The sequence below is a fragment of the Pantoea folii genome (genome assembly GCF_056678875.1).
In genome coordinates, this window is record NZ_JBWXON010000001.1 from 462,930 (window position 1) to 477,411 (window position 14,482).

The 14,482-nt window shown below is 49.5% G+C and carries 15 protein-coding genes and 2 pseudogenes; 9 read left to right on the forward strand and 8 right to left on the reverse strand.

Annotated elements, in window-relative coordinates; translation table 11 throughout:
- The first annotated feature begins 529 nt into the window (after positions 1 to 529).
- The 3 genes from AC1MDE_RS02270 to msrA all read left to right on the forward strand — a co-directional run bounded on the left by AC1MDE_RS02270 (position 530) and on the right by msrA (position 2,200).
- Complete coding sequence (locus AC1MDE_RS02270; protein WP_034822655.1) at positions 530 to 775, forward strand: ParD-like family protein; 246 nt, start codon at positions 530 to 532, stop codon at positions 773 to 775.
- Entirely contained in the window at positions 772 to 1,560 is a 789-nt protein-coding gene (gene map / locus AC1MDE_RS02275; protein WP_058961203.1) for a type I methionyl aminopeptidase, read from the forward strand. Before AC1MDE_RS02270 ends, map begins: the two co-directional genes overlap by 4 nt.
- 103 nt (positions 1,561 to 1,663) lie before the next feature.
- Positions 1,664 to 2,200: a peptide-methionine (S)-S-oxide reductase MsrA gene (gene msrA, locus AC1MDE_RS02280; RefSeq protein ID WP_082678132.1), complete on the forward strand. Its 537-nt coding sequence runs from the start codon at positions 1,664 to 1,666 to the stop codon at positions 2,198 to 2,200.
- On the opposite strand, the pseudogene AC1MDE_RS02285 reads toward msrA, so the two are convergent.
- A pseudogene (locus tag AC1MDE_RS02285) lies at positions 2,197 to 3,103 on the reverse strand (LysR family transcriptional regulator). The gene msrA and the pseudogene AC1MDE_RS02285 overlap by 4 nt on opposite strands.
- 145 nt (positions 3,104 to 3,248) lie before the next feature.
- Between AC1MDE_RS02285 and AC1MDE_RS02290 the strand changes: the two are divergent.
- Positions 3,249 to 3,341, forward strand: a pseudogene (locus AC1MDE_RS02290) (hypothetical protein); the annotation flags it as partial.
- A gap of 72 nt (positions 3,342 to 3,413) precedes the next feature.
- Here the strand turns inward: AC1MDE_RS02290 and AC1MDE_RS02295 are convergent.
- Positions 3,414 to 3,821: a hypothetical protein gene (locus AC1MDE_RS02295; RefSeq protein WP_034822646.1), complete on the reverse strand. Its 408-nt coding sequence runs from the start codon at positions 3,819 to 3,821 to the stop codon at positions 3,414 to 3,416.
- Positions 3,822 to 3,901: 80 nt separating this feature from the next.
- On the reverse strand, positions 3,902 to 4,510 hold the full coding sequence (locus AC1MDE_RS02300; RefSeq protein WP_058961200.1) for a LysE family translocator: 609 nt from the start codon (positions 4,508 to 4,510) through the stop codon (positions 3,902 to 3,904).
- 113 nt (positions 4,511 to 4,623) lie between these two features.
- On the opposite strand from AC1MDE_RS02300, the gene AC1MDE_RS02305 reads away from it, so the two are divergent.
- Entirely contained in the window at positions 4,624 to 5,520 is an 897-nt protein-coding gene (locus AC1MDE_RS02305; RefSeq protein WP_058961198.1) for a LysR substrate-binding domain-containing protein, read from the forward strand.
- A 31-nt stretch (positions 5,521 to 5,551) separates the two neighbouring features.
- Here AC1MDE_RS02305 and AC1MDE_RS02310 read toward each other — a convergent pair whose 3' ends face one another.
- Both AC1MDE_RS02310 and AC1MDE_RS02315 read right to left on the reverse strand, forming a co-directional pair.
- Positions 5,552 to 7,117, reverse strand: a complete 1,566-nt coding sequence (locus AC1MDE_RS02310) for a methyl-accepting chemotaxis protein (RefSeq protein ID WP_058961196.1) — start codon at positions 7,115 to 7,117, stop codon at positions 5,552 to 5,554.
- 410 nt (positions 7,118 to 7,527) lie between these two features.
- On the reverse strand, positions 7,528 to 8,034 hold the full coding sequence (locus AC1MDE_RS02315) for a YciE/YciF ferroxidase family protein (protein ID WP_058961195.1): 507 nt from the start codon (positions 8,032 to 8,034) through the stop codon (positions 7,528 to 7,530).
- A gap of 453 nt (positions 8,035 to 8,487) precedes the next feature.
- Between AC1MDE_RS02315 and AC1MDE_RS02320 the strand changes: the two genes are divergently transcribed.
- From AC1MDE_RS02320 to AC1MDE_RS02330, 3 genes are all read left to right on the forward strand, one after another.
- Positions 8,488 to 8,691 carry a con-10 family general stress protein gene (locus AC1MDE_RS02320; RefSeq protein WP_034822638.1) on the forward strand — a complete coding sequence of 68 codons (204 nt, stop codon included), beginning with the start codon at positions 8,488 to 8,490 and terminating at the stop codon, positions 8,689 to 8,691.
- Between the two features lie 548 nt (positions 8,692 to 9,239).
- The gene (locus AC1MDE_RS02325) at positions 9,240 to 9,815 is read left to right on the forward strand and encodes a TetR/AcrR family transcriptional regulator (RefSeq protein WP_058961193.1); all 576 of its coding nucleotides are present in this window, start codon (positions 9,240 to 9,242) and stop codon (positions 9,813 to 9,815) included.
- Between the two features lie 687 nt (positions 9,816 to 10,502).
- Positions 10,503 to 10,979 (forward strand): nuclear transport factor 2 family protein, encoded by a 477-nt coding sequence (locus AC1MDE_RS02330; protein ID WP_034822635.1) that lies wholly within the window; start codon positions 10,503 to 10,505, stop codon positions 10,977 to 10,979.
- Positions 10,980 to 11,167: 188 nt separating this feature from the next.
- On the opposite strand, the gene AC1MDE_RS02335 is transcribed toward AC1MDE_RS02330, so the two are convergent.
- Complete coding sequence (locus AC1MDE_RS02335) at positions 11,168 to 11,290, reverse strand: hypothetical protein (protein WP_286119899.1); 123 nt, start codon at positions 11,288 to 11,290, stop codon at positions 11,168 to 11,170.
- A gap of 337 nt (positions 11,291 to 11,627) precedes the next feature.
- Here AC1MDE_RS02335 and AC1MDE_RS02340 point away from each other — a divergent pair, with 337 nt between their 5' ends.
- Positions 11,628 to 12,020: a YgiW/YdeI family stress tolerance OB fold protein gene (locus tag AC1MDE_RS02340; RefSeq protein ID WP_058961192.1), complete on the forward strand. Its 393-nt coding sequence runs from the start codon at positions 11,628 to 11,630 to the stop codon at positions 12,018 to 12,020.
- Between the two features lie 447 nt (positions 12,021 to 12,467).
- On the opposite strand, the gene AC1MDE_RS02345 is transcribed toward AC1MDE_RS02340, so the two are convergent.
- Together AC1MDE_RS02345 and umuD are read right to left on the reverse strand one after the other, a co-directional pair.
- Complete coding sequence (locus tag AC1MDE_RS02345; RefSeq protein ID WP_167347124.1) at positions 12,468 to 12,623, reverse strand: hypothetical protein; 156 nt, start codon at positions 12,621 to 12,623, stop codon at positions 12,468 to 12,470.
- 168 nt (positions 12,624 to 12,791) lie between these two features.
- Positions 12,792 to 13,214 carry a translesion error-prone DNA polymerase V autoproteolytic subunit gene (gene umuD / locus AC1MDE_RS02350; RefSeq protein WP_058961188.1) on the reverse strand — a complete coding sequence of 141 codons (423 nt, stop codon included), beginning with the start codon at positions 13,212 to 13,214 and terminating at the stop codon, positions 12,792 to 12,794.
- Between the last annotated feature and the right edge of the window lie 1,268 nt (positions 13,215 to 14,482).

Here is a 14,482-nt window from a genome sequence, read left to right on the forward strand (position 1 = left end):
AATTGATAACAAGGATTACGGCTGCCCAGAGATCTTATCAATAGCGCACGCATTAATAGAATTTAATGATTACCGCATAAAAATTCAGTCTGTTGTCCGTAGTTCAACAAGCACAGAAAACAATCAAATAAGCGATGCATCACGGCATATGTATTTCTGTCATATCGCTAAGTCGGTCCAGGTTTTCTCTTAATGATGCGTCTCGATTATTAGCTTAATCTCTCTATCAAACGATTATTTTATTTTAGCTGAGGTTTCAAATCCCGAACTTTCAACACCCTGCTCTGGGGAAATCCAGAGATATTACTCTGCAACGAATATTAAGCCGCTTCGCAGGGTATTTTTTCTTTAGTCTATCTTTTCCTCCACACATCACGCCACCCTGTCACGCCGTAGCAGGCTTAAACGGTTAAGAGGTGGAGATGCTGTACAGGGTCACGGCAAACTTCCCAACATTTCCCCTTCCATCTTATCCGGACGCAGCGTAATCTATATGCAAAACGACTATGTTTCATATACGGATCGCATAATGGGTATCGTAAAAATTTCTGATCTGATGCATGAGAATCTGCGTATCGCGAGCACGGCGTTAAGCCGTTCCATCAATGCGCAGGCAGAACACTGGATGAAGATTGGCATGCTGGCTGAGCTTTATCCTGACCTCAACCTTCAGGAACTGACGCGCCTGTTGATGCGTGTCGAACGTGACGGCGGCGCAGATTTAGCGCAGCTGCTTGACCAGCCTACATTAACCTCGCAGGGAATCGCGCAATGACCATCAAACTACATTCTGCTGAAGAGATCGAACTGGCACGCGCTGCCGGACACGCCGCGGCAAAAGTGCTGGAAATCATCACCCCTTACGTCAAACCCGGCGTGACCACAGATGAACTGGACGCCATTTGCCATGACTATATTGTCAATGAACTGAAGGTTGTTCCCGCGAATATTGGTTATCACGGCTATACACGCACCACCTGTACCTCGGTAAACCACGTGGTGTGCCATGGCATTCCAGGTGAGAAGAAGCTCAAGAATGGCGATATCGTCAACATCGACGTCGGCATCATCAAAGATGGCTGGTACGGTGATACCAGCCGCATGTATTACGTGGGTGAGCCATCGGTGCGCGCTAAACGTCTGGTCGATATCACCTACGAATCGATGGTGGCGGGCATTAAAGTCGTCAAACCCGGTGCGACATTGGGTGATATCGGCGCCGCGATCCAACAGGTGGCGGAGAAAGCCGGATTTTCAGTGGTGCGTGAATATTGCGGACACGGTGTTGGTGAGATTTATCACGACGAGCCTCAGATTCTGCACTACGGTACGCCGGGCACAGGGATTGAGCTGCAGGCAGGCATGATCTTCACCATCGAGCCAATGATCAATGCCGGCAAAGCAGGCACCAGTGTTTTATCTGATGGCTGGACGGTGGTGACAAAAGATCGCTCGCTGTCGGCGCAGTGGGAACACACTATTGCTGTGACCGAGACCGGCTTCGATTTGCTTACGCCATGGCCTGAAGGCACAGGCGATTACGCAGCAATAGAAGCCTGAATGCGGCTTAGCGCGCTGACAGGCATTCAGGATGCGCCAATGCAGTGGCGTTACTTTTCACCGCCGTGTAAGGTAACGTCACTTTTTTTATCCGGAACTTAGACTGATGCGTGAACAAGCCATTTTTGCCGGCGGCTGCTTTTGGTGTACTGAAGCGATTTTCCAATCCATCCATGGTGTATTGAGCGTGGAAAGTGGTTATATCGGCGGCCATGTCTCGTCACCCACTTACGATCAAGTTTACAGCGACACCACCGGTCACGCCGAAGCGGTGAAAATCGAGTTCGATCCCGATCTCGTCAGTTACGACGATTTGCTCGACATCCACTTCGCGACACATGATGCCACGCAGGAAAACATCAAAGACGGCGTGGTGCGTTCACGTTATCGTTCCGCACTGTTTCCGACCAGCGATGCACAGCGCATTGCCGCTGAACAAGGGATAGCGCGTGCCGCTGCCGAACTCAGCAAGCCGCTGGTGACAAAGCTGGAACCCTTAGCCGAGTGGTACGCAGCCGAAGACTATCATCAAAACTTCTGGGAGAAAGAAGGACAGGAAAACGCCTTCTGTATGATGAATATCCCGGCAAAACTGCAGAAACTGCGCAATAAATTTCCGAAACAGGCATCGGACGCTTAACGCGCCATCTCATCGATAACCTGTGTGATGCGCTGAATCACCCTCTGCGCCGCCCGCGATAACTGTCGGGATGGCGCAGTACAAAGGGCCAACGTCAGCGGACGCATCACGCTGTTTTTCAGCGGCACAAAGCACAGTTGCTGCTCCTGCACTTCAGTCATCACATCCAACAAACTCAGCACGCATACGCCAGTGCCCTGAGCAACCAAACTGCGTATCAGGCGAATATCGTTACAGGCAATAATGTTATCCGGCGCCATGCCCTGCTTGCGGTATAGCGCATCGCCCCGTTCATGGACCACCAGCGAATCACCAGGAATGATATGCCGCTCCTGGCTCAATTGACTGAGCGATAGCGCATCGCACTGGCTCAATGGATGATCGGGCGCCATGACTATACCCATATCCAGTTCAGCAAACGCCAACACATCCAGTCCACTCTGTCCCGCCGGATCCAGGATCAAGCCAAAATCAATCGCAGACTGTCGAATCAATTGGCTGATGGCGTGGCTGTTGTCGACGGTAAGTTCCAGCCGCAGCCACTGATGTTCACGTGCAATATCCGCAATCGCATCAGCCACCGGTCCCTTAGTCAGTGATTGCACCAGATCCGCGCTGACGTTACCGCGCTTCAAACCCCTGTATATCGTCGAAACGCTGGCACGTAACGCGAAACTCGCGCTGCCAGCGCATCACATCGTCGTACAACAACTCACCGGCGGTGGTCATCCGCAGCCCATCCGGCAAACGCTCAAACAGCGGCGTACCAAAGCTCTCTTCCGCCTGCAGGATCTGCCGGTTAATGGCGGACGCGGAGACGTGCAGTTTCTAGGCGGCTTTACGTAAGCTGCCGCTGCGAGCCACTTCTGCAAAGTAAACGGAAAAGCGGGAAAACGGACTCATGCATCACCTGTACTGTTTTTTACAACACTTGATTGAATTCTGTCGGATGGATTTGTACAGAGCTAATTATTCACAATGTCCTGATAAAAATGAAGTCTTTCAGTCGCCCTCGTGAGCCAATGGCAGGAACATCACCATGAATACCCGCAACGTCGAGCTGTGGGTCCAGGTAGAAGATGTGCACGCTTTCAATCTGCGGGTATTTGAAGAGGATTGCCTGATGGTGGAAACAAAAAAAACGAGCGCCCGCCGCTGAACAGTTTATCGCGCTGTGCTGCTCACGCAGTCAATCGGGTGATTGACCTGTAACTTATTTAGTGCGCCACATGCGGTACTGTCCCCAGAAGCCTACTTCTGTGGCGTACTCCTGTGGCGTGCCGTCAGCCACAATATCCAGCGACTTGCGCATCCCCAGACTCATCACTGAACAGTCATTACTGACGCGCAACTTGTGCAGACCATTTTCCAGATAAGCAGTGACAAACTGGTTTTGACGCAACATCGCGACATCCTGACCATCCACGTTCACCACGAATTTGCAGGTTCCACCGCTGGCACTACCGATAAACTGCTTGAGGCGGGTAACAGTCACCGGTGTCTGCTTCTTGCTGGCATCCGGTGTCACCATTTGCTGATTGATGATGGTATCGGCTGATCCATAAGGTCTGGCGCACCCTGCCAGGGTTAAAACCGCTAACGCTATCAATGCTTTTTTCATTACTTTCCCTTTAGTCTGCTGCTCCATGCAGCCATTCGCTATGCGTTATCGGCGTTTTGGGTAAAATCTTCAATACCACGCTATAACAACAAATGCCTCAGGTTGTAGAACGCTCCCGCCAGCGCGATCAGCAACAACATCAGCATTGATATTCGCTCCAGGCGCTGCTGATGTGCTCCCGGCAGCCAGCGCTTTACGGTGATGACATAAAACGCCAGCACCGCAAAATCGAAGGCCATCCACACCAGCGCCAGGGTGATCAGGCTGCTGCTCAGATCGGGCGTGATGGCGATAAACTGTGGAAAGAGCGCGGCAAAAAACAGAATATCTTTTGGATTAGAGATGCCCACCACAAAGCCTTTCAGCAATCCCCCCTGTGCTGCAGGCCGGTGGGCGGTTGCACTTGTCGCAGCACGTAAGCCTCGCCATGCAATCACGCCAATAAACAGGGAACCCAGCACCCCGGCGACTTGCAAACTCAAGGGATTGAGAGAGACCAAACCCGTCAACATCAGTGCAGCCAGCGCAATCAACACCAGTGATGCCGCGTTAGTGCCCACCACTGTGGCAAAAGCGCGTCGATAACCATGACGCGCGGCCGTGCCCGTGATCAGCGCCACCACCGGTCCGGGCGTCATTAACAGCAATAAAATCGCCAGCATATACGCCAGCAGCAGTGAGAGGTTCATGGTAACGACCTGAAACGTATTAGAAGGTCGCCAGTATGGCTTCTCGTTTCCACATTGAAAAACGCTTTAAAATGCCGTTGAATGTGAGTTTTACTCAATGTTGAGTTTGCCTTATGACGCTTCCTCCACTTTATGCGTTGCGCGCCTTTGCCAGTGCGGCGCAATTGGGGTCTTTTAGCCAGGCCGCTGCGGCACTCAACGTCACCCCTGGGGCGATTAGCCGCCACATCCGCACCCTTGAAGCGTGGTTCGATTGCCAACTGTTTGTCCGTAAAGGCCCCAGGGTCGAAATCAGCGCTGCCGGTAGCGTATTAGCGGCACAATTACAGGCCGGATTTGCCTCTTTGGAGCAAGCTTGCGCCGCCTTCACGCAGCAGGGTCATCAACTCCGTCTCAAGGCCCCTTCGACACTGACCATGCGGTGGCTGCTGGATGCACTCCAACTCTATCGCGAGCAAAACTCAACATCTGAAGTGCAGATTACCAGCGTTTGGATGGACACTGACAACGTCGATTTTGCCCGTGAACCTTTTGACTGCGCCATCTTGTTGGGCAACGGTCATTTTGGTGCAGACACCGAATGCCATTTGCTGTTTCAGGAGTGGTTAATTCCGATTTGCGCACCCGCACTGGAACGACAGGCACAAACGCAACTGGCAAGTTGTGAATTGATTCACCCCTCACACGATCGCCGCGACTGGCTGAGGTGGTCACAGGGGGCAGTTGATGCACCAGCTATCAATCTGTGGCAAGGCAAACTGTTTGATACGCTGGAACAGGGCACGATGGCGGCGATCAGTGGACACGGCGTTTCAATTGGTGACTTGCTGCTCAGCCAGGAGGCGATTAATAACGGCTTACTGGTGCTGCCATTTAACCAGCCGGTGGCGACAGGTGACGGTTATTATCTGGTGTGGCCGAAAACCCGGCAGGAAGCGCCCAACATCAAGCTATTGCTTCAATGGTTGCTTGATCAGGTGCCCGTGTTAAATAGCAAGAATTTAGAGTAATGGCGGCCTTAACACCGCCTGTCACTTCTGGTTATGCGCTCTGACGCAGGGTAAACACACTGACGCTGTTCACCATGTTTGCCGCTTGCTCGCTGAGCATGGCGGAAGCAGCCAGGGATTGCTCCACCAGCGAGGCATTTTGTTGTGTCGTGATGTCAATTTGGCTGATAGCAGTGTTGATCTGACTGATCCCATCGGCCTGTTCGGTGCTGGCCTGGTTAATCTGTGACAGCACTTCCTTCATGTTCACCACGTTGTTCATCATTTCCGACATCAGTTTGTTGGCATCCGCTACCATGTCACGGCCATCAACGATGCGCATGGAAGACTCCTCAATCAGATGCCGAATCTCATGCGATGAGGTGGCGGTTTTTTGCGCCAGCGCGCGCACTTCCTGCGCGACTACCGCAAAACCGCGACCGTGCTCCCCTGCTCGTGCCGCCTCAACAGCCGCATTGAGCGCCAGGATATTGGTCTGGAAAGCAATCGAATCAATCAGATTGATAATGTCTGCCATGCGACCGGCTGAATCATGGATCTCAGCCATTTTGGTCGACACGTTGTTCATCATGGTGGCGTTCTGCCCCACGGCGCTTTCCGCCTTTTCAGACAGATCGGCAGCAAAGTGGGTGTTATTGCGCGTGTTGCTAATGGTGGCGGTGAATTCTTCAACCGATGCTGCTGTTTGTTCAACCGAACTGGCTTGTTCTTCAGTACGCGCGGCCAAATCATGTGTACCCGACATAATTTCGCTGGCACCTCCTGAGATTTGCTCTGCGCTGATACGAATATGACTGACAATGGTCGACATTTTATCCTGCATCTGCTGAATGGCGTTTATTAACTGGCCCATTTCGTCTTTACGTTTTTCATAGAAGCTCGTACTGAGATCGCCATCAGCAACACGGCCAAGAAACGCAATCACGTTTTTTAATGGCACAGTAATGGATCGGATAATAATCCAGCCAATCAACGCAGAGAGAATAACCGCCGCAATAAATATCACCACCATTGAAATTTTAGTGGTGTGATAGGAATCCATAAAGTGTGTGTAGGAACCATTCATCTGCTGCTCTTGCAGTGCAATAAAACGCTGCACTTCGACCGTATAATCCTTTTGTTTACTCGCCAATGCTGTAAGATAATAATCCAGCGCTTTATTAGGATCCTGACTAGCGAGTTGCAAAAATTCATTACGGCCTTCTAAATAAGCTTTGCGTTTATCATCCAAAATTTTGAGATAAGCAATTGAATCGTCATCTGTTGACAGTGCATGGAGTTGACGATAAATCTCCGTAATTTGCCCGGTTGCCCCCTGAAGCTCATTCATGATGGCGCTGCGGCGCTCCGCATTGATTGGGCTGAGCAGCAAAGCCTGTCGCTGAATGGTAGTGTTAATCTCATTGATTAACTGATTGCCCAACGCAATGGTTGGGTAATCATCTTTCATCATGCCGTTGACGCCGGTTTGTGCCATAAACAGCGAATTTAAACCCAGTACCGCGACCAAAAGCAGCATACCGATATTGATGAGCGAAGAAATAATGAGTTTGCTGCGCAATTTAATATTGCGTGAAAATCCTTGAACTATGTCCATTTAGAAACCTCAATGATTTTTATTAGTGAGTCATGAAATCCAGGTGTTATTAAAACAAAGAAATGGAGACGCTCCGCGTTCTCATCGGCAGCATCCCTGCTGTTATCGTCAGCATGCTCACTAACCTTAATGCTTTTACTTAAATATAACTTACTCGTGCAAAACAATTCACTTCCTGTGGAGTTGCGCAATTAAAAAATTTGATCAGTTATATTAAATTGTTGGCAATAATAGTCACCCGAGTGATCAGTGTGCTTTACTTATTAAACTGAGTTTGTAGCGCTTAATCCTACGTTTGGATAAACGTAGCGGCCTTTTACTGCCGTTTATGCAATTGCCGTTAACGTGTAATCATTAATAATGCTGGCCATTTTCTCTGCGGGCAGCCAGCAAGCTGCCCGCAGAAAACACTACACCGCGCTTGATGCTTCACTTTCAGCCAGCGAGTCTATCGATTGATTCGCTGCTTCAGGCAAGTCCGCAAGCAGTCTGGCCGCCATTTTCCCTTCCTGTTGCAAGATCCGCTGAAAAATGTCCACGCCTTCACGGTCATCAGCCTGTCTGGCGGCGGCAATTAACGTGGTGTAAGTCGCAACTTTATAACTACAAAAGACATAGACGCTGACGGCCATCCGTGCGTCCTGCTCAACACGCAGCAAATCGCTCGCTGCCTGCCCCACCACAGACAGGCGGCCTAATGCCTCTTTCAATGCCGACCAACTATCGTCATGGCATTTCAGAACCTCTTTCACCCGCAACTGCTGTGCGCGTGACTGCGCAAGATAATGCGCGATGTGACTCCCGATGGAAGAATCACTGTCGAGACGCTCCATCGCTTGTTTTAATAACGTTTCACCGTGCTTCTCCATCGCGTGTGCATCACGTAGCCAATCCAGATAAACAGATTCCCTCGTCATTCATTCACTCCTGGTTGATGTGCTTTTAATGAACTACCTTTGGGGATGGTATGCAGTTGCTTAGCAAGCTAACCGATTCAACACCGTCGCTGATGGAATTATCTGGAAATAAGCGAAGCGTTAATTAACGGATTAACAATCATCTTAATTAAACGTAGCAAGTAAGCCCTTCTGCGCAAGCCAATCGACGCAAAACTGAGAGAGGGGATTAATATCACCACCTTGCCGCTTCGCTTATATTTAACCTCACGACACTCTTTACTCAACATCTAAAGTGCGCTAACAATCATCATTCAAGTGAGTTTCATCCGCTTATAAACAAAAATCGACTTATCCTTAAACAAACAGTCCGCAAAATAATAAAACTTAAGATTAATCCTGACTTGATTATGGTAAAAACAACGCTACATTTATTTTTGCTTTATGTTGGTACAAATATAATGAGGAGAACGCATGACGGACCCTAACAAGCATCCTGAAGAGGAAGAGAAAAAGACGCAACGTCGTGGGGGCACAGGGAACTTCGCCGAGGACAAGGAGCGTGCTGCTGAAGCAGGCCGCAAAGGCGGTCAGGTAAGTGGCGGCAATTTTAAAAACGATCCGAACCGCGCCGTTGAAGCTGGCCGGAAGGGAGGAAAGATCAGCCGCCGGAAATAACACTATCAATAATTCAACACTGGGTTACGTTCGCTAGCCTTCATCACAACACTCTCCTGACGTGTATTAGCGCTTCGCTTAAATGCATAATTCGCTACGTCAGGAGGGTTATTCCCATCGCTAACAACAAAAAATCGATCATTTCTTGATCAATCGTGCATCATTTGCCGCTTCGCTTATCCAGAACTTTTCCTATATATATTAATGATCAATTTAGATCCCAGAATAAATAACTAAACACGAATTAACCAACATATTTGTACACGAAGATTCAAGTTGTACACCTTAGTCAAAATTAAGATTGGTGATGATTAAGTTAATTACGAAAGTGAAGGGACAATGACCTTGTTGTCGGTGAGGGGATGAAATAGCTATTCACTAAAAAGACTTTCCCTCTCCCTCATTCATACTGACGGGTATCTGCAAAGCCTTCCGATCAACGTCCGTTCCTTCGGGTCCTTCCAGCTTTCGCAAGGATCGCATGACTTTTTTACAGGCTCTTTGATAAAAGCGTTGACGTGGTAGAACGATAATTCTACTTTTAACCCATGATCAAAAAAACAACTGATACACGGGATAAAATCCTGAAAACCGCCGAAGAGCTCATCTACCAGAACGGTATCCACGCTATGGGCATGGACCTTTTGGTCAAGACCTCTGGTGTCGCCAGAAAGAGTATTTACCGCCATTTCGCGAACAAGGAAGACGTGGCATCCGCCGCGTTAACAGAGCGCGACGAACGGTGGATGCAATGGTTCAGAACAGAGTCTGACAAAGGCAAGACTCCTCAAGAGCGTATCCTGAACATGTTCACTGTTCTGAAGAGCTGGTTCGAGTCCGACGGATTCCGGGGTTGCGCGTTTATCAACACGGCGGGTGAGGTTGGCGATCCTGAAGACCCTGTGCGTCAGATAGCCAAGATGCATAAACAGAAGTTGCTGGATTACGCTCTGGAACTTGCCGAACAGTTGAACGTTGAGCATCCGGATGATTTGGCTCGACAGTTGCTGATCCTGCTGGAAGGCGCGATCACCATGTCATACGTCATGGGCGACGGGGGTGCTGCCGACAACGCTCAGGACATCGCGAAACTCATGCTGGAACGAGCCTCCTCCCGGCCCTGAGGATCGCAAACGCTTTTCCCCTGAATGAAGATTTAAATGCGTTTTTGAATTCGATTTATCTTCAGACAGGCGGGACCGATAAACGGTCTCGCCTTCAATCTGTGCGTATACCCGCAGCCATCATCATACACAACAGCGATGTCACCACACCGCCTGCCCGGACGTTCGCGCCGCACATACAGTCAACAGTCAAAGTCTTCTTCTGCAACGGGATAGTTAATTTTCTAGGGATAACCCACAGCTCGATGGTGTTTCTTCTTATCGACGTTTGAGTATATCGGGCACTTCCCTGGCGCATTCATAAGCGACATTTTGTTCCCTTACCCTTCCCTGTTCAAACCTGAAACGGGCGAATCTCAGTTAATTTAAAACCAATTAAAAACAATATCTTATTTCGATTTTAATGCCGAATATTCTCTGCTCCCGGCATTCATTTCAGAAAAAATCATTGACGAGGTAGAACGACCGTTCTACCTTTAAGCCACAGACAGGACGCCGCGCGATACCAAAGGGGAATCCCTGTATTTGTTGAAAGGTCTCTTATCAGAACGGTATTGATGCCACCGATGTGAGCCTTCTGGTCAATGCATCAAAAGTAGCGAAGTTTTTGCTGGAACAGGTCTTTCACTGAGTCCTAAGTCACGAGAACGATCTTTAGACTGAAACTAAATTTACAGGAGTTTTACCATGACTGATTCACAAGTTCGTCCACCGCTCCCGCCTTTCACACTGGAAACGGCCATCGAGAAAGTTCGTCTGGCTGAAGACGGCTGGAATAGTCGCGATGCTGCAAAAGTGGCTCTGGCTTACTCACTGGACACCAAATGGCGTAACCGCGCCGAGTTCGCCAACAATCGTGAAGAAGCGCAGAGCTTCCTCGACCGTAAATGGAAGAAAGAGCACGAATACCGCCTGATTAAGGAACTATGGGCATTTGGCGGTAACCGCATCGCCGTCCGCTATGCTTACGAATGGCACGATGACTCCGGCAATTGGTTCCGCTCTTATGGAAACGAAAACTGGGAGTTTGGCGCTGATGGCCTGATGGAGCGTCGCTTCGCCTGCATCAACGACATGCCAATCAAAGAGAGCGAGCGTAAGTACTTCTGGCCGCTGGGCCGACGTCCGGACGATCATCCTGGCCTGTCAGATCTGGGGCTGTAAGTCAGTATTTTTGCCGCATGAAGCCCGGGCTGCTGATGCATTGAAACCGCCCCTGAAATCACTACCCCATGGCCAGCCGCTATCAGCCGGCCAGTTTTCCCTGAATTTAAAATTCATTTTGAGGAAGAATTTTGGAGGAGTTTTGAATCACAGGCCGCCCTTCCGGACGGCCTGTGATTCAGACCTGATTAATGCGCGGCCATCTGCGGAGGCAGGCGCAGCAGGGCTCGCTTGTCTGCCACCTCATCCGATGTCACTGGTTTTGCCGCATTCCCCCAGCTGTTGTGCAGGTAGGTCGCCACGGCTGCCACCTATTCATCCGGCACACCTTAAAAAATCATATTAACTTCATTATATTCATAAGGTTAGAATCAATTTTACAGTACAATTTAGTTCAGTCTCGCTCGTGTCACTTTGCTCATATATCAATGTATTACAACGGATATTGTAGAAGGAGCTAACTTTCTTAAGCGGGATACGCTTAAAAAAAGCCTATTCGGTGTTTGTACCTCACCTGAAATCTTGTGATCTGGGTTCTCATGCATTGACTCCCTGCGCTGAGATCAAATATTTATTTCACACCCGTTCCGTTTACTTTCCAGGCACTGTGCCAGGCTTACTCCTGAAGACACATCAATGGAGAATGAAATGAATAAGGTCGCCTGGATTGCAGTAATGTTACCTCTGAGCTTCGGTGCGTATGCCGAAACGGGTGGATATGAAGCAGGTAAGACGCCCCCACCTCAGAATAAGGAGGATGCCGGGTATAAGGGGTCGGAAGATACGGCAGAAACACCGGTTACGCTGATCAAAGATTTTCGTCAGGGGGGATATGTCACGCTGGAGGGCTATATCGCTAAAAAGATCAAAGGCGACACTTATCAGTTCCGTGACAGCTCTGGCACGGTCAACATCGATGCCCCGGTGAGCACTTTCAAAGGTAAAACCTACAGTGCAGAAGATAAAGTGCGCGTGAGTGGCAAAGTCTACGGTAAGGGCGAAAGCGCGCATCTGAAAGTTTCACGCATCGACGAACCTTAACCATGCATTTCAGGGCCTCCGCTTAAGTTTCAGCAGGGGGCCGAATGTTTTCACCTTACACCAGCGTCAATTTTCAAACGCTAAGCGTTAACTTCATCGTTCCCTGCCCTAAGCAACTTTGCGGCATCTAATGCAAACGCTTTTACCTGCAGGTCTGATGACTCCGTAGCGATACGTTCAAGTTCAATGATGATACTGACCCTGCTGAGCGGCACACCTTTTGCCGCCAGCTCGACTACAGCCGATCCGATGGCACATCCAATCATTCCTGCGCGGTGAGAATTTATATCTTTCATATCATGTAAAGGCAACGCCGGTTTGGTTTAAGTACAAAGTTAGTCGGAAAATATGAACTTTCAAATCATCCTAACGTCATAACTTATATGGAGATTATCCCATGTAACGAATTTCGCCCGCCGATGCGGGCCTTTTTTTGCCCGATGAAGTTCAAACGGGGGAAGAATTCGACACGTTCAAAGCACTTACTACATGCGTCACCAGCCCCACAACGGTCACATCCTCAAGCAAATCATCCTCTAAAAGCAGTCCGTCTTCCGTCAGGATCCGGTTGGGGTGAAACATCGTCACACCCCATTCCAGCATCCCCGCCACCTTCAGAAGCACGGTGCTGCCGTTACCAGGCTGCCTGAGTACATTCACAATGCAGCTTCGCCCTCTTAACTCGACCAGATACCGGCTTACCGCGCAGATCAGGTCGGAACACCGTATCGCAGCTGGCATAGAATGAGATCACATCCACCAGGGCAAACATTAACGGCCCATCGTCTTAATCGAGTGCCGGACCACGCCGAAGATTTCAAACTGATCGGCATCGGGGATCGGGATAATGGCGTGCGCGGCGTTCATCGGTTTCAGGTGCAGGAAAGGTCTTGTCATCAGCTGCTTGACCGTAAACTCGCCGGAGATGGCGGCCACGATGATATCCCCATGCTCAGCAGTGACGGAGCTGTCCACCACCAGCATGTCGCCATCGTTGATGCCGCCTTCAATCATCGAATCTCCGCTGACCCGGATGAAGTAGGTTGAGCTGGGATGACTGACCAGTAGATTATTAAGGTCCAGCCGCTGTTCGACATAGTCCTGAGCCGGCGAAGGAAAGCCACACGGAACTCTGGCAATGAAAAGCGGTAACTCAAGAATGGCGCGGATTTCCGCAGGTCTGAAAAACTCCATGATGATAGCCCTGATAAATACTGTATATATAAACAGTAATCGTAATCAGCACAATCGATCAAGTCGGGGATGAAGACTTTTTCCAAACGCGTTGTTGGCAAAGGGGATTTAATCTGAGGTGGACATGGCATTTCAGTTTGACCGGGCCGGTTGCCATAAGCACAGTAGTTTTAAATTTGAGCATTATTCAGGCCGACATAAACCAGAGATAATTAGCAGCAATCTCTTGCCGCTTCGGTTAACTCTCTGAAATTTTGTTTATAAGTCGTTAATTCAAATAACTTATTGTAAATTACTGGAATTTTATCGCTTTTGTTAACACATCCTACCATTCATTAATTAATGGTCTAAGTTATGTGGGTCAGTCGTTGACTGGCAGCACAGCACACAGGATGCGTTTCATACGAGAGAGACATTCCTTAGCCACTGCTTTTTGCCCGCCCTGAGCGGGCTTTTTTTAGCTTAACCTCTCACCTGCACCGCGCGGTTGAAAACCGGCAGCTCGTTTGAGTGGCGTTTAGCTGTGGGGCTGCCCGTCAATTTCCGCACCCTGTAAAAAAAACCCTGACTTCGCTATACGGCTACGCTTTTGGTCTGTGAAGACCTGCACTACGCTTAATGAGCAAAATGCCTGTGCGGTAACGCTGGGATACATGCTGCGTGCTCAGTAGGTGAATTATCAGCACGGCAGTGTCGGTGATTTCAGCGATGACCAACTGGCCAGCAGCCCGATGTCGTGTCTTGCTGAATGCCGCTCGTTTACCTGAGGTGATTTATGGATGTTTCACCAGGATTCGTTGTTGTACTGAATATCGTGGCCATTACAGTGTTAGCGATAGGTTTACCGATATATCTGAACGGGTTTTAAAGCGCTAAGCCCGGCGCTTTGCTGGCCATAACACGACATTAGTATCCATCGCCAGGCTGCCGATGCCACTGAGCGGTTGGTGTTGAATACGGGCGGGTTTTTCATCGTTTCAAATTCTCGTGGTCATACAGACAGGAGATTGAACATGCGATACCTGATCATACCGGCCGTCACCACTTTACTGGTTCTGGTGATTGTGTTTCTGGTACAAACCCAGTGGGGACCCACGCCCTGGTGACTCGACGCATCAGAGCGGGCAAATAAAAAGAAAACTAAGTAGTCAGCACTCTGCATGAACCGGACTCACGTCTGGTTCATGCTTTTTTTTGCTGGCGATGCCCCCCTACCGAGAGTAATCAGGATAATTGCTCAGCACCCGTTGGGATTGAACACCTTGAGA